Below are 21,669 nucleotides of genomic sequence, written 5' to 3'. Positions count from 1 at the left end.
GACAGTTCCCTGTGTCTCGATTGTCCCCTGCTCGTCTTGCTTGCCTTGCTGATCCATCGTTCCGCACCGCCTTCAGCCTGATTCTGTTGCCATCAGTATAGCATGTCCGGCATCCGCCGCCGAATCCGGCAGGCGCTTGCGGTCCAGGAAAGGATACTCGTACAAGAGCCCAGACAGCATGGCTTCGACCGGCGCATAAGCGTCTGGAGGTTGAGAATGCTCTGAACCTTAGGCGGGCTTGTTCAGCGCCGAGGTCCGGCTAATATAGGAAAAAAAGCTCTGCAAGGGCTTTTCGCGCCTTTCGCCTTACCGGCCTGGCCGGGCCGAAACCTGAAACCCCCCGCCTGCTTGATCGGTACTATAGACATACCGCAACGAAAGGTGGACGCTTATGCTCAAAAAACATCTGCTGCCCCTGCTCCTCGTTCCCGCCCTTTTCCTGCAGGGCTGCTCCTTTCTCGGAGGAGTCGGCGACTCCTTGAGCTACACGAACGAAACCGTCGCCTATATCAACGAAGCCGCCGACTTCTCGCAGCAGCTGCCCGAGATGACGCAGCAAGCCCTGTCCGACCCCGCCGCTCTGGATCAGCTCACGGCAGAGCTGCAAGCCATGCAGGCGGACATTACCGCCTTCAAGGATCTCCGGGCGCCAGAATTCGCCGCGGAGATCGACCAGCAGCTGACCGCTTACAGCGATACGCTGAGCACGCAGATCAGCGGCCTGCTGGAGCAGGCAGAGGCCGGCGCCGTCAGCCTGCAAGCTCTGGAGCAGTCGCAGATCATGCAGACGGCATCGCAGATCACGCAAATACTGGAGCAGGTCAAGCAGCTGGGATCGTAAGGCTCATCTATAGGGTCGAACCTGCTCTTGCTTGCCAGAAATAAAAAAAGAGGCCGTTCCCAAGCCAGCCATCGGCTTGGGAACGGCCTCTTTCACTTGCGGCATCTCAATAATATGGAGCCATGAACAGATACACGATGACGCCCGTGAAGCTTACATACAGCCAGATCGGCATCGCCCAGCGGACGATCTTCTTATGCTTGGCCACCTGCATCGTCCATCCCCATACGAGCGCGAACAGCGCGAGGGGAACGATGACGGCCGCCAGGAAGCTGTGGCTGATCAGGATCGTGAAGTAGATCGGGCGCAGGATGCCTTCGCCGCCGTACTTCGCCGTCTCGGGAGAGACGTAATGGAACGTCAGGTACGTGACGAGGAACAGCAGCGTCGAGGTGAACGCGGCGAGAATGAAGCCCTTGTGAAGCCGGATGTTTTTTCGGATGATCGCGATGAGCGCGGCCACGAGGAAGATGAATGTGAAGCTGTTCAGAATCGCGTTGATCCGGGGCAGGATCGTGACGTCGAAGCTGACCTCGCCGCCGTATCCGATCGGACCGAAGAACAGCAGCAGGATAATCGCGTTGGCCGCGATGGATATGCCGATGATCCACGCCGTGAAGTTGCGGGTCGTGGACGGCTTGTACGAATCGGGGGATTGGCTGCTCAAAAGGAAACCCTCCTTGGGATGCCGCCGTACCGGCTGTAACCGGATGCGGACTTGTCATGTCTTCATTATAGGCCAAGACGAACAGCCGCTCCGCCGGCTTGTGTGACAACAACTTGAATCTTGCCTTTGTTCAGCCCTTCGCGGACTGGTCCGCGACGAACGCATGCACCGCCATCGGCCGCACGGGCCGGCCGGCTTCAGCATAGGACCGCAGCAGCTTCAGCTGGGAACGGACCAGCTGCTTGGCCTTATCCGGCATCGGAAGCGGCGAGTCAAGCTCTGCAGGGGCTTCCGCGAGCGTCAGCGCCATCTCCCACCGCGCGTCATGCATTTCCGGCGAGTGGATGGCCGCCTGGCGGGCGATGGCCCACCCGGCTCCAGCCGCCAGCTCGCGGATATCCTCAGGAGTGAACAAGGTCCGGACATTGGAGAAGCTGTTCACTTTGTAGCATTCCACCTGCGACTGGATGAGCACAGCCATAAAATGCGCCAGCTGTTCCGGTTGTTCGATCTCCATATCCCATTCGGCGAAGCAAAGCTTGCGCGCCCAGCCCCGGACCTTCGCCAGGATAGCGGCGAGCTCCTCGAACGACTTCAAATACCAGGAGCAGTGGGAAAGCACGACGTAATCGAACTCATTCTCCGCAAAGCTCACTTCATCCGACAAGACGTCGATGCCGTAATCCATCCGGATCCGGCTCCCGAGCGGAGACGCCTTCAGCTTCGCGGCCGCTTCGCCCACCGTCATCGGCGACCCGTAACCCGGCGGAGCGATATCGACGCCGTGCACGAACCCCTGCTCGCCGGCAAAATGCGCCAGCACCGCCGTCGTGTCGCCTTGGCCGCAGCCGATTTCCAGAATGCGGCTTCCTTCTTTTATTTCCCAAAAACGGACCAGCTTAATACGATGCTCGGTCTGAATCCGCTGGACGTCGGATAATTGCCCCTCCAGGCCCATTCCCTCCACGATAGCTTCGATAATGGCATTGCTCATCGGCAGCCTCTCCTTCCAAGAACCGTTTCTTGCCCTGCTCCCACTTTAATCCTCGACAGCCTTGCAGGCAATCCCTGCCTGGATGCCGCGTCTGCCGTGTCGCCGCGTCTGTCCATCTATCGGGTTAGAAGGACTTTCGATCCATTCGTCGAACAAATGCTAACCGGAACATGACATAAAGGGAGTGTTTCTCGACATGGACAAAACGAACCATGAAGGTTGGATAGAGGCAGATATTCTTACGTTGCAGGCAGCTATGGAATCAGGCTCGTTGTCGGCGGCGGCTTGCGTCCGCTGGTACCTGGAACGGATCGAACGGCTCAACCCGAAGCTGAAAGCGGTGCTGGAAATCAACCCCGACGCCCTTGAGATCGCGGAGGCGCTCGACGCGGAGCGGTTGGAGCGCGGATCCCGCGGACCGCTTCACGGCATCCCGATCCTGCTCAAGGATAATATCGATACAGGTGATCGCATGCATACCAGCGCCGGCTCGCTCGCTCTTGCGGAGCATTTCGCTGTGATGGATTCGGCCGTCGCCGAGCAGCTTAGAGCTGCGGGAGCTGTATTCCTGGGCAAGGCCAACATGACGGAATGGGCGAATTTCATGTCGGGCACGATGCTGTCGGGGTATAGCTCCAGGGGCGGCCAGACGCTCAATCCTTACGGTCCCGGCGAGCTGTTCGTCGGCGGCTCAAGCTCCGGCTCCGGCGCGGCGGTTGCCGCGAATCTGTGCGCGGCCGCCATCGGCACCGAAACTTCGGGCTCGATCATCAGCCCATCCTCGCAGAACGGTCTTGTCGGCCTCAAGCCGACGATCGGGCTCGTCAGCCGCAGAGGCATCATCCCGATCTCGCACAGCCAGGATTCGGCCGGTCCGATGGCTCGTACGGTCAGGGACGCCGCGATTCTGCTCGGCGCCATGACGGCGGCGGACCCGAGGGATGACGCCATGCAGGAACAAGGGCGGAAGGCGTATGCGGACTATACGCCCTTCCTGGACGCGAATGGGCTGCAAGGGGCGAGAATCGGCATTCCGCGTCATTATTATCAAGGACTGGATGAAGCTCGGGCGGCGATCATCGAGCGGGCGATCGCCTTGTGCAAGGATCGCGGGGCGATCATCGTCGACCCGGTCTCGATGCCTTGCGAGAACGCGAAATGGGATTGGGACGTGATGAGGTTCGAATTCAAAAAAGGGCTGAACGATTATCTGGCCCAAGCAGGCTCCGGCGCTTCCGTCCGGACGCTGGATGAACTCATTTCCTATAACGAAACGAATCGGGACGCCGCTCTGAAGTATGGGCAAGACACGCTGATCTGGTCCAATGAAACCAGCGGCACCTTGTCTGAACCGGTGTACGCCGAGAGCTTGCGCCTCAACCATGAGGTATCCCGGGACCAAGGCATCGATCATGCGATCCGCGCTTACAAGCTGGAAGCGCTGTTGTTCCTGGGCAACGAGGAAGGGCTCGATGTGTCCGCGCGCGCGGGATATCCAGTCATAACCGTGCCGGGCGGTTGCGCGGAAACAGGCGCCATCGGCGATGAAGGCTATACGACCAAAGGGCCGCAGGGGATCACCTTCGTCGGAGCCGCCTACAGCGAGCCGGTGCTTCTCCGGCTGGCCTATGCCTATGAACAAGCGAGCCTGTACCGCGTTGCACCGTCCGATCCGGACTGAAATCGAATCCTGAATAGATAGACTGGCTTCGTTCATGCAGACGTTCTCCAAACGAGAGCGGAATCAAACAGCGGCGGAAGGCAGGGCTCGCGCCCGGCTTCCGCCGCTGTTTGGTTTAGGAGAACAATAATGAGGCCGCTATTCCAGCGTCACGTCGTCGATAAACACCTTGCCGCCGCCCGACGCCTTGGCAATCTGCACGCCGATCGCCTGGATGAACGACTTGTCGATCTTGCCTCCATTGGCATCCTTCGTGCCGTTGAGGTCGAGGGTGATCCACTGGTACTCGTCCGTCAGCTGAACGGTTCCCGAGGATGCCCAAGCCCATCCGCTGCCATGCTTGATGAACAGCTGGGCCGAAGCGCTTCCGCCGGAGATGCGGGCCTTGACCTTGATCCTGGAAGCGTTCGTGAAGTCGAGCGCCCCGTAGCGGGTCAGCTCGCTCGTCGCTTCCCCGGAGACGTTCGCCGGGATAGCCGAGCTGAGAGCCTTGCCGGCGCCGTCGTCCTCCAGAGCCGGAGCCGACAGGTTCAAGCCGTTGTTGTCGACGCTCCAGTTCGATGCCGAGGACTCGAAATCGTACAGCACTCCAAGCGGAAGGCCGCCATTTGCACTGCCGTTCGGCACCGTGCCCGCATTGGGGTCTGCCAGCGCCTTGATATCGTCGAAGTACATGGAGCTGGTCAGCTGGTTGCCGCCGGGCACGGCGTTGGTGTAGATGGAGAACGCCTGCACGTTGGCCAGCTTCAGCTTGGTCAGCGTTCCGGTCGCTCCATTGGCCGGAGCGAATTCATTGAACGGAGCCGTGACGAGCCTCGCTTCCGTTCCGGTCGTGTCCGGGTAATACTCGTAGGTTTTGCCGTCCGCATTGATCTGCATGACGAGCTTCTGGCCTTTGCCGTCCGGCTGGTACCAGAACTGGAGCGCATTGAAGCCCGACCAGTCCACGCCGCCGAGCGACTTGGTGATGCCGGCATACCCGCTGCCGGCAAGCGTGTACGTGTATTTCAGGCCGTAGCTGCCGCTGCTCTTGTGCGCGCTGTCCAGCGCGGTACTCGTGGAATCGCCGCCGGCATGGACGAACTTGGAGCCGAGCGCTTCATTGCTGCCGAGATAGCCCTCGAAGTCATCGACCATGGCCGGATCAAGCACGGCATCTGCATACGTGCTGTACAGCTTGATATTGTCGATGTAGACCGGAATGGAGCTGTCCGCGTTCAAGCCGCTGCCGACAAGGGACAGGGCGATCGAGCCGGCCTGCTTCAGCTTGTCCGCGTCGGCGAAATCAATGACTGGCGCATAGCGGTAGTAATCCACGCCGCCGATCGTGACGATCGGAAGATCGCTCAAGGATACTTGAGTCGTGCCCATTCCGTATTTGTCTTCCCAATCCGGGGGCAGCTGGCCGACAGCCTGAAGGCTTCCCTTGCCTTCGCTTTTCGCCCCTGCGGACACAGGCACATAGGCCTCGAATTTGATCCGCTTGACGCCGCTGAGGTCTGCCGCTCCGGCGACGTCCTTGGCGTTCTTCAACTCCAGCTTCATCTCCTGCCAAGTATCGCTGTGGACGAGCCGGCTCACCGTCAGCTTCAGGGCGGAGCTTCCGTTGAATTCGGCTGCATCGATCGCGTCGACGCTCGCTTGATAGCCGCCGTTGTTCTGCACGCCTTCAATGCCGGACTCGAAGTCGTACGTCCCGACCTCGATCTCCGGAACCTTCACGAATACCGTGTTTGTCTGCTCATGCAGCACGGAGCCGTCCTCCCCATAGACCTTCACGGTCAGGGCAGCCGTCTTTCCGTTCAGGGCGCCGGCAGGCGACCATACAGCCGTATAATAACGGCTGGCGGAATCCAAGGTCAGCGGAATCTCCCGATCCGAGCCTTCGACAAGATACACCGCTTTGGACGGAGCCGCATTCAGCACCCGCACCCGGATCACGGCCGCATTGGAGCGGACCGTGCTCTGGTCGGTCGGAGAAGCCACATGGACGAACGGCTGCTCCCCGGATGTGTCGGCCTTGCGGTCGTAAGCTCCCGTTACACCGGCCGCGAACAGGGAATACGGCTCGTTGTAGAATTTGATGAAGTCGGGCAGCATCTGATTCTCCTGACCATCCGGCATCGGGTACGGAACATAGGTGGAGTCCGGTCCGAAGTTGGCCCATGTCAGCATGTACGCCATTCTTTTTGCGTCGGGATCCGATTGCAGCGCCGCGGACAGCCTCGTGAAGAAGTCCGGCGTCGCGTTGCCGCGTGTCCTCATTTTCTGATAGCCGAATTCCGTCAAGGCAGCGACCTTGCCTCGTGCGTCCGCGATTCCGGAGACCGTCCTCGCTTCCGTCACGACGCCGTCGAACCAGCTCTGTCCCTCGCCGTTGTAATAGCTGTCGAAGCCGATGATGTCCGCATAGTCGTCGCCCGGATAGGTTTCCATGTAGCGGCTCTCGTCCGTGCCGAAGCCCCCGCCCGGCGAGAAGCCGTACAGGAAGTTGCGGACTTCCTTCTTGTCCCGCAGGTACTCTACGGTATAGCGGTAGATTTCCTTGTACTCGTCCTTGGTCGTGAAGGCGGCTCCCCACCAGAACCAGCTGCCGTTCTGCTCATGGAACGGACGGAAGATGACTGGAATCAAATTGCCGTCGTCATCCTTGAGATGATGGGCGAAGTCGGCGATGTTGTCGAGGAAGGCGTTGAACTCCGCGTTCTTGTCCCCGCCGGGGAGGATATGAGAGACGACATTGCCCTTCACGTCGTAGAAGCTGCCGCCCGTGACGAAGTTCGGCATATGCGAGCTGAGCGTCAGCACGCCTCCGTCGTCATAGGCCTTCTTCATGACGGCGGCCAGGTTGTCGCGGCTTTTCTCGAAGTCGCCGGCTACGCCCGGCTTCTCCTTGCCTTCCAGGCTGAGCGTGTCCCAGCCGAAGAGCGCCGGATATTCACCCACGGCGTTTTTGGCATCGGATTGCGTGCCGTCCCGATCCGTGATCGACAGCCCTTCCGTCGTGGCATGCTGCTGGCCGAACAGGATGTTTTTGCCGCGCAGCTCGTTCAGGTAGAGAAACAGCGAGCGCGTCTGGGCGCTTGCCTTGCGGTCAACCAGATTGACCGCAGCAGGCGCTGGCGTCACGGTTGGGGCCGGCGTCGATGTAGGGGCAGCTGTCGGCGACGGAGCAACCGTCGGTGCCGGTGTTGCCGTAGGCTCTGTCGTCGGTGCAGGCGTGACCGTCGGCGTTGCAGTCGGCGCAGGTGTAACGGAAGGAGTCGTCGACGGCGCGGGTGCAGCGGTCGGAAGCGGACTTCCGGACGGCTTCAGGGCCCCGTTCTCCACCGAGTATATGCCCTTCTCGATTACAGTTCCGTTCCAGGCCGCTCCGGAGACATTCACGGTCAGGCTTCCGATGGAGAAGCTGCCGCTCGCCGACATGGAGGCTGCTGCGTTGATCTCTACGGAAACGACTTTTGTCCCTCCTTCAAGCTCAACCTTGGACGGGCTGCTCACGACCAGACGGCTGATCTCCGTTCCGCTTGCCCAGACGCGGACTTGTCCGTCCGGACGGTTGACGAGCACCTCGTTCAGCCTGGAATCGCGGATATGGACGGAGTTCGGGCCTCCGCCAGCGATGAAGGTTTTGCCTGCGACCTTGACGCCGTCCAGCGTCGCATCGCCGCTGCCGATGCCGGCCGTCAGGTAGAGATTGCCGCTGATGGTCAGCCCCTTCAGGACGACGCCGTCATGATTGATCAGCGCATTGCCCGCCACCTTGCCTTCAGCGGATGTGCCTGCTTGCGCGTAGTATCCGGCCACGAGTTTGTTCAGCAGCGTGACCGCCTCGGCTCGGGTTATGTCGCCGGACGGTCGGAACGACCCGTCCGGGTATCCGCTCAGCATGCCCGCCAGCGACTGGACGGCTTGCCGGGCGTAACCGCTGATTTGAGCGGCATCGATAAAGGTCAAGCCTCCGGAAGCGCTGTCATTGAATTCCAGCTGAAATACCCGGGAAAGCATGGCTGCCGCGTCCTGGCGGGAGATGGCCGCCAGCGGAAGCGCTTTGTTCCCGGCGACGCCCTCATAATAACCGGCGCTTCTGGCCGCGGAGAGCGCGGACTGGTACCAGGCGCCTTCCTTGACGTCGCTGAACGGCTGGCCGGACGCGCCCGAGAAGCCGAACACCTTGTTGATCAAGGTCGCGAATTCCGCTCGCGTAATGCTTCCATCCGGCTTGAAGCTGCCGTCCGGATATCCGGCTGCGACACCGTTCGCCATCCATTGGGAGATCGCCTCGCGAGCCCAGTGTCCTTGCGTATCTGTTGCGCCTTGGCCGGCTGTCTGCCCTGCCGGAGCTGCGGCTGCTGCCGCCGACATGACGGGCGCTGTCGCCAAAGCAGCTGTAAGGAGCGCAGCGAGCATTTTGGGAGTCCTCTTCATCGATATCCTCCTCGACTGGATTGAATTCAAACCGCCGCTGAAGCCTGCATGGAAATGTAAGCGGTTTATTTTTCCATTATATAAGTCCCCAGCAGGCGAAAAACATGCTCCCGGTTATGATTAATAGCTCTCTGTTGTCTTTCTTTGTTAGCGCCCGTTAGTTTGAACCCTGTTGCCGCGTCAAGGCATCTGACCAACAAAAAAGAGCCCGGATCCGGACTCTCTTGTTGCCGGAACGGGGCCGCAATGCCCGATTCCGCCACCCTTCCTTGTCGATGAGGCGATGCCCCGGCACTCCCGCGCCCATGGGCGCATAGGCTAAAAAGCATATTCAAGGATGGGGGAATGACCATGCACTGGCTCAGCATCATCGGCATCGGGATTGCCGCCAATCTCGACAATCTCGGCATCGGGATCGCTTTTGGCGCGAAGAGAACGCTGATTCCATTCCGATCGAACCTTCTGATCGCGCTCCTCTCCATGGCCGCGACTTGCGTAGCCATGCTTGGCGGCCATTTCCTGGCCGACTTTCTCGATCCCGATGCCGCCAACAGCATCGGCGGAGCGCTCATCGCCGTCATGGGATTGCTGGCGATCACATCCGGCTTGAGAGAAGCAAGCAGAGCTGGCCGGGCGGCTTCTCCAAGCGGAGGTACCCTCCTCCAAAACCCCCTGCAGGCCGACCGCGACGGCAATCAGATTCTATCCTGGAGCGAAGGCTGGGCTTTGGGGCTGGCCTTGTCGCTCAACTGCATCGCCAGCGGCATCGGAGCCGGAGCCACCGGACTGTCCGTGGCAGGCGTGACGCTCTCGATCGGGATCTTCTCGCTGGCAACGGTCGGAATCGGGGCCGGAATCGGCGTCCGCCTGGCCCGAACATGGCTGGGCCGCTACTCCAACGCGATCGGCGGCCTTCTGCTCGCGGCCATCGGACTCTACGAGATCTTCATCTGACAGGCTACCAGCGGATCTCCTGGAGCGCCGCCGCATACTGCCGCTTCCGTTCTTCCGCAAGCTCCCAGCCGGCCATCTCCTCCAGAATCCGCTGGCGGTTCGTGCAGCCTTTGGCCAGCCCGTTGAGACGGGCAGCCAGCGTCGAGGCTTCCATTTCCCCGCGGGACGGGAACAAGGCGTCCAGCTTCTTCACCGCATCGGGAAACCTTTTGAGGTCATACTTCTGATGCCGCTCCTCTGCCACCCAGAATTCCGCCGCTTCGGCAATCTCCGTATCCGGCACGGGCTTTCCTTCGAGCGCCAGGCCGCTCAGCTTCTCCCGGATGGCCTCCAGCTGCTCCCGGCCGCTCCAAAAGACGATGGACTGGTATTGCCTGCCCTTGTACCCGTTGATATTGGCCGGATTATGGCTGCTCCAGAACAAATCGAGCAGCTCGCGGTAGGAGATGACCGACGGATCGTATTGAAGCTGCACCGTCTCCGAATGGTCCCCCATATGCCGGTAGTCCGGGTTCAGCGACGTGCCTCCGGCATAACCGGTACGGGTGCGGATCACTCCGGGGAGCGATCCGAACAACGCCTCCGGCCTCCAGAAGCAGCCCATGGCGAAGGCGGCGCTGTCCACGGCTTTCATGTCATGAAGATCATTTCCCATTCTTCCTGCCTCCTTAGAGAACATCCCGCATCCGAACCTTTCCGGATCCTATCTATTTTTAGTTACTCCTTCTCCAATTATCTCCATTCGTCCCGATAATATAGTAAAATACTCCCATGCTCATCCGATCTTCCAGCAAAGGAGCAGGACCAGCCCGAAAGTATACGTGAACGATGAACAGAGCCCTTACGGCTATGCATCCTTCACCCTCAAATCCGGAGCCAACACGTTCAAAGTCAAAGCCGTAAACAAACTGGGGCAAACGGCAGAGACGATACGCACCATAACCTTCAATCCGTCCGCTCCGATCCTCGCTCTCGGATACGCCCCGGAGAAAACATCCTCCGCACGTGTGACGCTGACATGGACCGTATCGGATGAGAATGATTACTCGCCCAAAGTCTTCCTGAACGATCAATTGATTTACAGCGACGGCGGAAGCGTCAACCTGGATCTGAAGCCAGGCCTCAACACCTTCAACCTCGCAGCTACCAACAGCTATGGCAAAACGACCGAGATCACCTATACCGTCACCCTGGAAGAAGCTGCAGTTGTCCCAGGCTGATTCCCATGCCTCCTACCAAACAACGCTCCCCTGAATAGGGGAGCGTTGTTGCTTATCTTGAGGATGCTTCTGCTACGTTGTTTCCTGCTCAATGAGCCGCATGAACGGACTGGCCGTCCTTGGCGTTCTCCGAATCCCGCTGGATCCGCTTGCCTCCGACCAGCAGCGCGACCAGGATGCCCAGCGCGACGAACACGAGCCCGGTAAGAGCCACCGTCTCGAAGGAATCCACCCAAGCCTGCTGGATGAACAGCACGACCTTGTCCTTGAGCTCCGCCGGAAGCGGGAATTTGTCGGGATACACGATGACGCTGAACAGGTCCACGCCGCTCTTCTCGATGCCCTCGACCGCCTGGACGACGTCGCCGCTGCCGCCGGCCTTCGCCTCTGCGGACATCGTCTCGACATTGGAGCGCAGCGTATTGTTCATGACGACGTTGAGCACCGTGACGCCGATCGTGCCGCCGATGGAGCGGAAAAAGGTCGATGCGGACGTGACCGTGCCGAGCCGGCTTTTCGGGAATTCGTTCTGCACGGCGATCATCAGCGTCGGCATGACCAGACCCATGCCGAGTCCGAGAATGACCATGTACACATAAGCGGTCCACTGCGATGTGTCCAGCCCCATCGTGCTGACCAGGTAGAAGCCGCCCGTCGTGATGAGCATGCCCGCTGCCAGAACGGTGCGGTATTTGATGCGGAGCAGGAGCTGGCCGCCGATTACGCTCGCAACGATCAGCGCGATCATCATCGGAGTCATCGTGGAGCCGGCTTTTGTCGGGGACACCCCGAGAATGCCCTGCATATACAGCGGCACGAACATGATGGCTCCGAACATGCCCAGGCCCAGCAGGAAGCCGAGGCCGTTCGTCACCGAGAAGACGCGGTTGCGGAACAGCGAGAGATCGAGCACGGGCTCGGCCGCGAACTTCTCGGCCAGAAGAAACAATGCCGTAAAGAGGAGCGCTCCGCCGAAGATCAGGTAGCTTGTGCCCGACGCCCAGGCGAACTTGTCGCCGCCGAAGGTCAGTCCGTACAAGAACAGGATCAGCGCCGGAACGAGCGTGACGATGCCCAGGTAGTCGATGTTGGCCTTGCCTTCCAGGCGGACCGTCTCCTGCTTCAGCCCGATGTAGATCAGAAGCGCGGAGATGATGCCGAAGGGCACGTTCATCAGGAAGATCCAGTGCCAGCTGACGTTGTCGACGATGACGCCGCCGATGAATGGACCGATCACCGAGCTGAGGCCGAAGATCGCCCCGAATACGCCCTGCCACTTTGCCCGCTGCTCGGCGGTGAAAATATCGCCGATGATCGTCTGCGACAGCGGCATCAGCATGCCGCCGCCTATCCCCTGGAGGCCGCGGTACAATACCAGCTGCTCCATGGAGGTGGCCGTGGCGCACATCGCGGAGCCCGCGGCGAATATGATGGCCCCGATCAGATAGAGCAGCCGGCGGCCGTACATGTCCGACAGCTTGCCGACGATCGGAACGACGACGGTCGAAGCGATCATGTAGGCGGTCGTCACCCAGGCGAAAATCTCGAAGCCTTGCAGCTCGGTGATGATGGTCGGCATCGCCGTGCCTACAATCGTCTGCTCCAAGGCGCTGAAAAACATTCCCATAATAAGGCCGGTAAGCACCCATTTCCGGTTGATGCCGGTTGATTGCATGTTGATCCCTCGCTTTTTGACCGTTCGGTCATATGTTATAATGAAGCCGGAATTGAATAGAAAAGCTTATAAAGCTATACTTTTAATTACTTTCCCAATCCTATCCATTCAAAACATAGCACTTATTATAGTTCTGTTTGACCGCTCGGTCAACTGCTTTGGGGGCGAGTTATTCATGGATAAAAGAGAACGGCTCATACATCACGCCATGGAGCAATTCATGCAGAAAGGCTATCACCAGACGACCATGCAGGATATCGCGGACGCGGCCGGCATCGCCAAGGGCGGAATCTACTTCTACTTCAAATCGAAGGAGGAATTGATTCAATCCGTATTCGAATCCTATCTCGAGCGCATGTCCGCCATGCTGACGGCTACGGCAGTCCGCTATGAGCCGGGCTCCAGGGAGAGCCTCTTCCAGCAGATCAAAACCCAACTGGATGAGCTGACCTCCCACAGCAAGATGCTGCTCCTGTTCTCCAGCGGCCAAATCAGCCTGAGCGAGCAGATGAGGGAGCTCTCCATGAATGCGCGCCTCCGTTCGTTCGTCTGGTTCCGCAACCAGCTGGTCGGCGTCTACGGCGCGAGGATCGAGCCTCACGCCTTCGACCTGACCGCGCTCGCGACAGGGCTGGTCAGCGAGTATATCGGCTTCATCCTGCTGAATGACGTCCCGCTGAGCTCGGAGAAGCTCGCCAGGATGATCATCGGCCGGTTGGAGGATGCCGTCCGCGGGCTGGAGGGTTCCAAGGAAGAGCCTGTGCTGACTTCGGAGGCGTTCCGTTCGTTCTATCCCGAGGGCGACTTCAGGAATGGGACGGAACGCGGCAGGCTCGTCGAGGCGGCTGGCGCTTTGGCGAGGAGGCTGGAGCCCGAGCTTGCCGGCCAGGCCGGCAGCGATGCCCGGCATGCGGCCGCCATGCTCGTGGAGGAAGCGGCGGCGCCCGTCCCCAGGCCGATCGTGCTCGACGGCATGCTCGCGCTGCTCCAAGCCGTGGAGGGCTTGAGCGGATGGCCGGAGACGGCGGCGGTCCGGGCGGCGCTGGCCGCTTGGAAGGATGCTTCATCGCCTGCTCCCGACTCTCCGGAGACGCCCTAGACCCCGGGCTGATCGCCGGATAGCTCTAAGACCGCATCTTCAATTTTGACTCCGGACAAACCAAAAAGCCGCCAGCCGGGTTACCGGCTGACGGCTTTTCTTGATGCTCACACCCATTTGCTCTGAAAATCCGCGATGCTCTTGTACTCGTCCTGCAGCAGCCGCGACACGCGGATATAGATCCGGGTAAGCTCTTGGTAGATCTCCGTATGCTTGGGAATCGGCTCATGCCGATAAGTGCCGCCGACCATCTCCGACACGACGCCGAGAGAATCGACCTCTCCGATCGCGTACAGGCCGAGAATCGCCGCTCCGAGGCAGGAGCTCTCGACGCTCTCCGGCACATGCACCTCCTGGTTGAAGATGTCGGCCATCATCTGCCGCCACAGCTCCGAGCGGGCGAAGCCGCCGGTGGCCTGAATCTTGCCCGGCTCTCCGATCAGCTCCTGCAGAGCCAGGAAGACGGTGTACAGATTGAGGATGACGCCTTCCATCGCGGCTCTGATCAGATGCTCCTTCTTGTGGTGAAGCCCCAGGCCGAAGTAGGAGCCCCGGGCATTGGAATCCCAGAGCGGAGCCCGCTCTCCGGACAGGAACGGATGGAAGATCAGGCCGTCCGAGCCCGGCTTGACGCGAGCGGCGATATCCGAGAGCAGGTCGTACGGATCGCGGCCGATCCGCAGCGCCGTCTCCTTCTCGGATGCCCCGAGCTGGTCGCGGATCCAGCGGAAGATCATGCCGCCGTTGTTGACCGGCCCGCCGATGACATACATATCCTCCGTAAGGACGTAGCAGAAGATCCGTCCCTTGGGATCGACGCGCGGCTTGTCGGTCACGGTGCGGATAGCCCCGCTCGTGCCGATCGTCACGGCGACGACGCCGGGATCGATCGCATTGACGCCCAGATTCGAGAGCACGCCGTCGTTGGCTCCGACAACGAACGGGATGTCGGCCGGCAGCCCCATATGCTCCGCCCATGTCTCGTCCAATCCCGTCATGACATGCCGGGTCGGGACCAGACGGGACAGCTTGGACGTGTCGACGCCCGCCACTTCCAGCGCGCCCGCGTCCCAGTCCAGCTCATGGATGTTGAACAGTCCCGTCGCCGAAGCGATCGAATGGTCCACGACGTACTCCCCGAACAGCTTGTGAAACACGAACTCCTTGATGGAGATGAACTTGTCCGCCTTGCCGAACAGCCCGCTTTCTTCGTTCCGCAGCCAGAGCAGCTTCGCCAGCGGGGACATCGGATGGATCGGCGTGCCGGTGCGCAGGTAGATCTCATGCCCGTCATGCTCGCTCTTGATGATGTCCGCCCAGCGGGCGCTGCGGCTGTCCGCCCAGGTGATGCAGCGGGTGAGCGGCTTGCCCGTCCCGTCGACGGCGATCAGGCTGTGCATGGCGGCGCTGAACGACACGCATCTCACCTGTGCCGGGTCCACCCCGCTCTCCAGCATGACCTGCTTGATCGAGCCGACTACGGCGGCGAAAATCTCCTCCGGGTCCTGCTCCGCGGTCGCCGGCGTCGGCGAATAAAGCGGATACTCGATATGATGCACGGCCTTAAGCTTGCCGTCTGTGGTGAACAGGACGGACTTGGTGCTCGTCGTCCCGATGTCGGTGCCGATCATATAGGCTTGGCCCACTTTTCAACCTCCTCCCGATGGATGACCGTCATGAACGCAAAAATGGATACTACATTACGATCGCAGTTGAAGACGGAGTGCTCGACTGAACCCTCGGCGAGGGCGAAGCCCGCCTTTTCAAAAGCGAACGCTCAACGACTTCGGAGAAAAACCCTTCGTAGACATACGGCTGTTTCTCCGGAGCCTATCCAGGTTCGGTGTTTCCGGTCAACCTGCAAAGGGAAAAGCGAACGCTGGCGTCCGCCTCTCCCCGTTATGATTTAAATAAACAGATCCAGCACAAGAATGAACCCGAGCGCCGCCACCGAAATGATCGTCTCCAGCGCCGTCCATGTCTGCAGCGTCTCCTTCACAGTCATGCCGAAGTATTCCTTGATCAGCCAGAAGCCGGAGTCGTTGACATGAGACAGGATCAGCGATCCCGCTCCCGTCGCCAGCACGAGCAGCTCGGGGCTGACGCCCGGCATGGCTACGGCGATCGGAGCCACGATGCCGGCCGCGGTCATCATCGATACGGTAGCAGAGCCCGTCGCGACGCGGATCAATGCCGCGATGCCCCAGCCGAGCAGAATCGGGGACAGATGGGACGAGGTCGCCAGCTCCGCGATGTAATCGCCGATGCCGGAATCCAGCAGCACGCGGTTGAATGCGCCGCCCGCTCCGATGACGAGCAGGATCGTCGCCGTCGGCGCCAGGCAGTCGTTGGAGAACTTCAGCACCTTCTCGCGGCTCATGCCGCGGAAGAAGCCGAGGCTGAAGAACGAATAGATGGTCGCGATGAGCAGGGCGACGACGGGGTCGCCGATGAACTTGAAGAAATCGTACAGGCCGGCATAGTCCGCCTTGCCCTTCAGCGCCACGTCTGCGATCGATGCCGCCAGCATCAAGATAACCGGAACGAGAATCGTGAATACGGTGTTGAAGAAGCCGGGAAGCTCCTTGTTGTCCACGTTCTCCGTCAGCTGGTCGCCGATCGCCTTCGGCACTTCCTTATGGATGCGCTTGCCGATCCAGTTGCCGTACAGCGGGCCTGCGATAATGGCGGTAGGCAGGCCGACAATGAGAGAGAAAAGAATCGTCTTGCCGACGTCGGCGTTGAAGATGCCTACGGCCGTCATGGCTGCCGGGTGCGGCGGCACAAGGCCGTGCACGACGGACAGGCCGGCGACGAGAGGCACGCCGATCTTCACGAGCGACACGCCCGTCTGGCGGGCGATCGTGAACACGAGCGGGATGAGCAGGACGAAGCCGACCTGGAAGAAGACCGGAATGCCGACGATGAAAGCGACGACCATCATCGCCCATTGGACGTTGCGCTGGCCGAACAGCCGGATCAGCGTCGTGGCGATGCGCTCGGCGCCGCCGGATTCGGCCATCATCTTGCCCAGCATCGTGCCGAGCGCCAGGACGATCGCCAGCAGGCCGAGCGTGTTGCCCAAGCCCGTCTTGATGGAGTCGATGATGCCAACGGGGCCGTCCTTGACGGAGAGCAGCGGCATGCCCGCCGCCAGTCCGACGCCGATCGCCGTGACGATAAGCGCGACGAACGGATTGATTTTCGCGACCGTGATCAGCAGGAGCAGCACAACGATGGCGAGAAGAACGATTACTAACAGCATAATACAATCACCTCTTGGTTGTCATTTGGTTGGGGTTCCGGATTGAACGTCCGCATACAGGTCCCGGTATTCCTGCGGCGTCATGCCGAACTGCTTCTTGAACGCAAAATTGAAGGAATGCGGCCTCTGGTAGCCGAGGCTGGCCGCGATCTCATAGATTTTGGCGGAGCCGCCCTTCAGCAGCTCCTCGGCCTTGCCCATGCGGGCCGCCTGCATGTAATCGCTCAGGTTCTCCCCCGTCTCCAGCTTGTAGAGCTTGGAGAGATAGACCGGGTGGAGATGGACCCGGTCGGCCACCGCCTGCAGCGACAGGTCGCCGGTAATCTGCTCCTCGACGTACCTCTGGATCGCGCGGATCAGATCCGCACGCGAATCCTTCGTTTCCTTTTGCATGTCCTCCCGGATGCGCCGCAGCGTCCGCAGCGTCCATTCCTTCAGCTGGTTCACCGAGCGGAACGGAGGCGCCTCGGTCATCGCCGCGTAATCGCCGCCGAGCAGATCCGACAGCTGGCGGCCGTTCTTGTGGGCGATATAGGCATAGGCTCCTGCCAGCGTGAAATAAACCTCGAGCAGCAGCTCCTGCGAGCCGGCTCCATCGGATTCCAGCTCGGCGAATACCCGCTGCAGCTTATTCTCCATCTCGCCCCATTTGCCCGCGTCGAACAAGCGGATCAGCGCAGGCGGCTCATAGAGGCTCTCCAGCGGCTTGATGCCGGCATCGAGACCCGTATCCTCGAGCCTCATGAACAGCTCCCGCTCATCGCCGATGCGTCCGCGGAAGGAATCCACGAGCCGGCCGTACAGACCGGAAATCTCCTCCGGGAACCGTCCTTCCTGGCAGACCATGACGGAAATCTTCGCCTTCAGGTACGAGGAGACCGCCGTCTGCAGATCCGCAGCCGTACGCTCGAACCAGGCGGCATCATGGCCATGCGGCGAATCCCGGCGCGGAGCCATGGCGAACACATAATAGCCATAGGCATCCTTGGCCGGCCAGATCGCGTAGCGCGAACCGAACAGCTCTCCGGCCATGTTGCCGATCGCGTATTCCTTCCACTCCGGATTTTGCGGTCCGTACTGGAGGAACAGCTCGTCGAGCCGCACGACCATGAGCGAGCAGCGGCTCCACTCTCCGCCGGAGAGCTCCAGCAGCCCCATCTTCTCCCGCAGAGCCGCCTCTTCGGGAATCCGCCCCTGCAGCAGATCGAGCAGCAGGGAAGCTCGCATGAGCGGCAGATTTTCCTTCAGCGCGTAGCTCAGCCGCTGCTGGGAGATGACCTCCTCCCATTCCTCCTCGAGCTTGCCGATGGCTGAGCGGACGGCGGCGGTCAGCTCGTCCTCCTTCACCGGCTTGAGAAGATAAGCTTCCGCCTGATGGCGGATCGCTTCCTTGGCATAATTGAAGTCGGAGTAGCCCGACAGCAGGATGCACTTCGTCTTCGGCCAGCTGCCGCGGATCTCCGCGATCAGCTCCAGCCCCGACATGCCAGGCATCCGGATATCGGATACGACGATGTCGATCGAGAACTGCCGCAGCAGCTCCAGAGCCTCCACGCCGGAGTAAGCCTTGAATACCAGCTCGACTCCGATGGTCTGCCAGTCGACGGTCGCTGCCAGCCGGTCGACCACATGGGCCTCGTCGTCAACGATGAGCAGCTGCGCCATCTTCTCCTCCTCCTTCCTCGATTCGGCTGCCGCTCCCGCAGCGCCATCTCAGCTCCGCACGGAAGCCTCCGCCGTCTACGGCCTGCAGCAGCAGCCCGGATTCATCTCCGAATTGATACTGCAGCCGCTGATGCACGTTCCAGGTGCCGCAGCCGATCTCATCCGACATCGGCTCGCTGAGCTGTCTGCGCAGCCGGTCCAGCCCTGCTGCGTCCAAGCCGGCGCCGTTGTCTTTCACGATGAGGCTGCACCAGCCGCCTTCCTGCCGGCCTTCGATGACGATGCAGCCGCCTTCGAGGCGCGGCTCGATGCCGTGCACGATGGAGTTCTCCACGAGCGGCTGCAGCAGCAGCCTCGGGATGAGGACTTCCTGCAGCTCTTCCGGCACGTCGATCTCATATTGAAGCCGGTCCATTCTCAGGTTGTGGATCGTCAGGTAGCTGCGGACCAGCTCCAGCTCCTCCCGCACGGGAACGAGCTGGTTTTCCAGACGGGTCGAGTAGCGGTAGTAGTCGGCGAGGTTTTCCGCCATCGCGATGACCGCATCCCGGTCCTCCATCATCGCCGAGTTGGCGATGAAGAACAGCGAGTTGTAGAGGAAATGCGGATTGATCTGCGACTGCAGCTGCTTGAGCGTCGCCTCGCGGGAGCGCAGCCGCTCCGTGTACACATCCTCGACCAGCACCTGGATTTTGCCCGCCATCTCGTTGTAATGCCCGATCAGATCGTCGAACTCGCTCCCCGCCTTGTAATCGATCCTCGAGGAGAAGTCCCCGCTGCTCATGCGGCGCACGCCGCGGATCATCTTCTGCAGCGGAATCTGCACATTGCGGTAAAGCAGCAGCGCCGAGACGAATCCGATCAGCACGAGCGCGGCGATCGAGCCGTAGAACCAGTTGCGGACGGATGTGATGGGACTTAGGATCCGCTGGACCGGGACGGAATCTGCCAAATACCAGCCCAGCTGAGCGGACTTCACATAGCTGACCAGATAGGACTGGCCGCCGACCTCGATCGTCTGCTGGCCTCTGGGCGCCTCCGTCCGGCTCAGCACTCCGTCCCGGATGGCCTCCGCCATGGCGCGGTCCGAGCTGCTGCCCAATATAAGCTCCTGACCGGGACGGTACAGGAAGGGATCGCTGCGCTTGTCCTTGCGGTACAGATCCAGCAGATCCCGCAGCGCCTCCGCCGGGAAGCGCACTTGGAACACGGCGTCCGCCTCGCCTGCAAGTCTGGCGTCCGCAGGCTCGGCCGTCTCGCGGAGGAACGTTCCCGCCGGGTTGCCCCGCGACAGATCCTCCTCGTACGTCCATTCCTTGCGGATGGGCTTGTCCCAGCCCCAGGCCGCCGCTCCGTTGACGTAGATGTTCGAGCTCAGCACCGAGCTCTGCCGCGGCAGAGCGATCGACAGGTCGTTCGTCCAGCTGCCGGAAGCGCTTTGCAGGCTCAGCTTCTCCCGGATGCGCGATTGCGCCTTCAGCGGGTTGAGCTTCGCCTCCCCCTCTCCGGCGACATAGTCGCGGATATGGGGGTCATAGCTGAGAATGACCGGGAACAGCGACAGGCTCTCCATGACGTTGTCCATCCGGTTCGCGAAGAAGCCGAGCTCGCTGAGATTGGAGGAGCGCAGCTGCTCCTCCACGACCTTTTCCGCCTGACGGTTGGAATAGCTGTACAGCAGCAGGACCGGAATCAGCAGCAGCGCCAGGACGGCGACTACCTTGGTGAACAGGGACACCCGGCGCCGACCGGCGCCGCGGTTATTCGCGATCCAGAATCGATTGAAGAACCGCATTCTGCTCATCCGCCTTCTGCTTGATGTCCGGGTAGCCCGTCATCACCCGCTGCACGATTTCCCCTACCGCCTCCCGCGCTTCGGCTACATGGACCGCCACCGGACGGTCGTGGTCGATGCCCGTATCTCCGTAACCGCGGATCACAGCCGCCAGCTCCGGCGGGAACGCCGCCGTGCCTTCCGGCAGGCTCCATACGGACTTGCGGGCGCCGGTATTGCCCAGCGCCTGAGCGGCCAGGACGTTCTCCTTGCTGGTCGCCCAGCGGATGAACGCCCACGCCGCGTCCTTGTCGGCGGTCCGGGGATTCATCGCCATGCCCCAGGAGGTGATGCTGTAGGTCCGGGAGCCTCCCGAGCCTGCGGGGAACGGCGCGAAACCGACCTTGTCCGCCACCTTGGAGCGTCCGGGGTCCGTGACGCTGTGGTAGATGGATGTCGCATCCGTGTAAAAGGCCGCTTTGCCTTCCGCGAAAAACGCGATCGCCTGCGGCCAGGACATGTTGATGACATCCGGGGGGCCGTAATCCCGGAGCAGCCCTCCGTACAGCTTGAACGCCCGGATCGCCTCCGGCGTATTGATGGCGGCCTTGCCGCCTGAGGTGAAGTCCCCGCCTTCGGAATAAAGAAACGACGATACCTGCGTCACGAGCGGCGAGCGCTGGCCGCGGGAGACGAAGCCATAGATGCCGCTTGCCGGATCATGGAGCTTCCGCGCCGCCTCGGCCAGCTCTTGAAGCGTCTTCGGCACCGGTATTCCGGCCTGCTGCAGCAGATCCTTGCGGTAATAAAGCACGCCCTGCTCCGTAACGACCGGAATGCCGGCCAGCCGTCCGTCCACCGTAGCGGAGCGGACCGCCTGGGGCGAGAAATCGCTCCAGGCGTAAGCCGAGTCCTGCTTCACATAGCCGTCCAGATGCTCCAGCCAGCCGTTGCGGTCGAACATCCGCCCTTCCTGCAGCGGCCGGTACATGAACACATCCGGCGTGCCCGTGCCGCTCGTCAGCTGCAATATAAGCTTCTGGGTAAGCTGATCTTCGAAATAACTTTGGACGATGACGTTCATGCCCGTCTCCGCCTCGAATTCAGGCAGGAGTGGCTTGATGACATCGGCCCAAGGATGGTTTGCCGCCGCGAACACGAGGGTTTTGCCTTGAAACGGCTTGTCCGGCTCTGCTCCGCCATCTCCGCCGGAACCTGGTCCGGCGCAGCCGGCGAGCAGCGCCATTGCCGCGAGGAGAGCCATTGCCGCCAGCCGGCCTGTTCTGGCAGCTTTTCGCCCGTAGTTCATGCTGCTTCCCCCTTGCTGCCCTTCGGCATGCTTAACGATACCCCAGCGCGCAAGCTCGGGATATAACGAATACTAAATATAATAACCACCGTTCAAG

General features: G+C 61.0%; 15 protein-coding genes. 5 read left to right on the top strand and 10 right to left on the bottom strand.

From position 1 onward, the window contains the following. Positions 1-391 precede the first annotated feature (391 nt). Entirely contained in the window at positions 392-841 is a 450-nt protein-coding gene (locus ACLBWT_RS12835; RefSeq protein ID WP_447663496.1) for a DUF6376 family protein, read from the top strand. 106 nt (positions 842-947) lie between these two features. Here the strand turns inward: ACLBWT_RS12835 and ACLBWT_RS12830 are convergent, their stop codons facing one another. Next, on the bottom strand, positions 948-1,508 hold the full coding sequence (locus ACLBWT_RS12830; RefSeq protein WP_049868752.1) for a DUF420 domain-containing protein: 561 nt from the start codon (positions 1,506-1,508) through the stop codon (positions 948-950). 130 nt (positions 1,509-1,638) lie between these two features. After that, a complete protein-coding gene (locus ACLBWT_RS12825; RefSeq protein ID WP_447663495.1) occupies positions 1,639-2,502 on the bottom strand; it encodes a class I SAM-dependent methyltransferase in 864 nt (287 codons plus the stop codon). Positions 2,503-2,698: 196 nt separating this feature from the next. Here ACLBWT_RS12825 and ACLBWT_RS12820 point away from each other — a divergent pair, with 196 nt between their 5' ends. Continuing rightward, positions 2,699-4,183 (top strand): amidase family protein, encoded by a 1,485-nt coding sequence (locus ACLBWT_RS12820; protein WP_447663494.1) that lies wholly within the window; start codon positions 2,699-2,701, stop codon positions 4,181-4,183. Between the two features lie 138 nt (positions 4,184-4,321). On the opposite strand, the gene ACLBWT_RS12815 is transcribed toward ACLBWT_RS12820, so the two are convergent. Next, positions 4,322-8,611 carry a glycosyl hydrolase gene (locus tag ACLBWT_RS12815; RefSeq protein WP_447663493.1) on the bottom strand — a complete coding sequence of 1,430 codons (4,290 nt, stop codon included), beginning with the start codon at positions 8,609-8,611 and terminating at the stop codon, positions 4,322-4,324. A gap of 345 nt (positions 8,612-8,956) precedes the next feature. Here ACLBWT_RS12815 and ACLBWT_RS12810 point away from each other — a divergent pair, with 345 nt between their 5' ends. Next, the gene (locus ACLBWT_RS12810; protein WP_447663492.1) at positions 8,957-9,565 is read left to right on the top strand and encodes a manganese efflux pump; all 609 of its coding nucleotides are present in this window, start codon (positions 8,957-8,959) and stop codon (positions 9,563-9,565) included. 4 nt (positions 9,566-9,569) lie between these two features. Here ACLBWT_RS12810 and msrA read toward each other — a convergent pair whose 3' ends face one another. Next, positions 9,570-10,220, bottom strand: a complete 651-nt coding sequence (gene msrA / locus ACLBWT_RS12805; RefSeq protein WP_447663491.1) for a peptide-methionine (S)-S-oxide reductase MsrA — start codon at positions 10,218-10,220, stop codon at positions 9,570-9,572. Positions 10,221-10,386: 166 nt separating this feature from the next. Here msrA and ACLBWT_RS12800 point away from each other — a divergent pair, with 166 nt between their 5' ends. Next, positions 10,387-10,785: a cadherin-like beta sandwich domain-containing protein gene (locus ACLBWT_RS12800; protein ID WP_447663490.1), complete on the top strand. Its 399-nt coding sequence runs from the start codon at positions 10,387-10,389 to the stop codon at positions 10,783-10,785. A gap of 88 nt (positions 10,786-10,873) precedes the next feature. Here the strand turns inward: ACLBWT_RS12800 and ACLBWT_RS12795 are convergent, their stop codons facing one another. Next, a complete protein-coding gene (locus tag ACLBWT_RS12795) occupies positions 10,874-12,460 on the bottom strand; it encodes an MDR family MFS transporter (RefSeq protein WP_447663489.1) in 1,587 nt (528 codons plus the stop codon). Between the two features lie 175 nt (positions 12,461-12,635). On the opposite strand from ACLBWT_RS12795, the gene ACLBWT_RS12790 reads away from it, so the two are divergent. Continuing rightward, the gene (locus ACLBWT_RS12790) at positions 12,636-13,559 is read left to right on the top strand and encodes a TetR/AcrR family transcriptional regulator (RefSeq protein WP_447663488.1); all 924 of its coding nucleotides are present in this window, start codon (positions 12,636-12,638) and stop codon (positions 13,557-13,559) included. A 107-nt stretch (positions 13,560-13,666) separates the two neighbouring features. Here ACLBWT_RS12790 and gntK read toward each other — a convergent pair whose 3' ends face one another. The 5 genes from gntK to ACLBWT_RS12765 all read right to left on the bottom strand — a co-directional run bounded on the left by gntK (position 13,667) and on the right by ACLBWT_RS12765 (position 21,572). Further along, positions 13,667-15,190 (bottom strand): gluconokinase, encoded by a 1,524-nt coding sequence (gene gntK / locus ACLBWT_RS12785; RefSeq protein ID WP_447663699.1) that lies wholly within the window; start codon positions 15,188-15,190, stop codon positions 13,667-13,669. A gap of 275 nt (positions 15,191-15,465) precedes the next feature. After that, on the bottom strand, positions 15,466-16,824 hold the full coding sequence (locus ACLBWT_RS12780) for a GntP family permease (RefSeq protein ID WP_447663487.1): 1,359 nt from the start codon (positions 16,822-16,824) through the stop codon (positions 15,466-15,468). 21 nt (positions 16,825-16,845) lie between these two features. Beyond that, positions 16,846-18,489 carry a response regulator transcription factor gene (locus tag ACLBWT_RS12775; RefSeq protein ID WP_447663486.1) on the bottom strand — a complete coding sequence of 548 codons (1,644 nt, stop codon included), beginning with the start codon at positions 18,487-18,489 and terminating at the stop codon, positions 16,846-16,848. Then, entirely contained in the window at positions 18,467-20,293 is a 1,827-nt protein-coding gene (locus tag ACLBWT_RS12770) for a sensor histidine kinase (RefSeq protein ID WP_447663485.1), read from the bottom strand. Before ACLBWT_RS12770 ends, ACLBWT_RS12775 begins: the two co-directional genes overlap by 23 nt. Next, positions 20,250-21,572, bottom strand: coding sequence for an ABC transporter substrate-binding protein (locus ACLBWT_RS12765; protein ID WP_447663484.1), 1,323 nt, complete (start codon positions 21,570-21,572; stop codon positions 20,250-20,252). The genes ACLBWT_RS12770 and ACLBWT_RS12765 overlap by 44 nt, the downstream gene beginning before the upstream one ends. Positions 21,573-21,669 lie beyond the last annotated feature (97 nt).

This window comes from Paenibacillus sp. D51F, assembly GCF_053345695.1.
The sequence above is the reverse complement of the archived record's forward strand: the minus strand, read 5'-3'. Positions and strand labels throughout refer to the sequence as shown.

Coding starts and splice junctions, on each gene's coding strand:
- ACLBWT_RS12775 (WP_447663486.1), bottom strand. CDS start 18,489: ATGGCGCAGCTGCTCATCGTTGACGACGAGGCCCATGTGGTCGACCGG.
- ACLBWT_RS12825 (WP_447663495.1), bottom strand. CDS start 2,502: ATGAGCAATGCCATTATCGAAGCTATCGTGGAGGGAATGGGCCTGGAG.
- ACLBWT_RS12835 (WP_447663496.1), top strand. CDS start 392: ATGCTCAAAAAACATCTGCTGCCCCTGCTCCTCGTTCCCGCCCTTTTC.
- gntK (WP_447663699.1), bottom strand. CDS start 15,190: ATGATCGGCACCGACATCGGGACGACGAGCACCAAGTCCGTCCTGTTC.
- ACLBWT_RS12765 (WP_447663484.1), bottom strand. CDS start 21,572: ATGAACTACGGGCGAAAAGCTGCCAGAACAGGCCGGCTGGCGGCAATG.
- ACLBWT_RS12770 (WP_447663485.1), bottom strand. CDS start 20,293: ATGAGCAGAATGCGGTTCTTCAATCGATTCTGGATCGCGAATAACCGC.
- ACLBWT_RS12790 (WP_447663488.1), top strand. CDS start 12,636: ATGGATAAAAGAGAACGGCTCATACATCACGCCATGGAGCAATTCATG.
- ACLBWT_RS12820 (WP_447663494.1), top strand. CDS start 2,699: ATGGACAAAACGAACCATGAAGGTTGGATAGAGGCAGATATTCTTACG.
- ACLBWT_RS12810 (WP_447663492.1), top strand. CDS start 8,957: ATGACCATGCACTGGCTCAGCATCATCGGCATCGGGATTGCCGCCAAT.
- msrA (WP_447663491.1), bottom strand. CDS start 10,220: ATGGGAAATGATCTTCATGACATGAAAGCCGTGGACAGCGCCGCCTTC.
- ACLBWT_RS12815 (WP_447663493.1), bottom strand. CDS start 8,611: ATGAAGAGGACTCCCAAAATGCTCGCTGCGCTCCTTACAGCTGCTTTG.
- ACLBWT_RS12780 (WP_447663487.1), bottom strand. CDS start 16,824: ATGCTGTTAGTAATCGTTCTTCTCGCCATCGTTGTGCTGCTCCTGCTG.
- ACLBWT_RS12795 (WP_447663489.1), bottom strand. CDS start 12,460: ATGCAATCAACCGGCATCAACCGGAAATGGGTGCTTACCGGCCTTATT.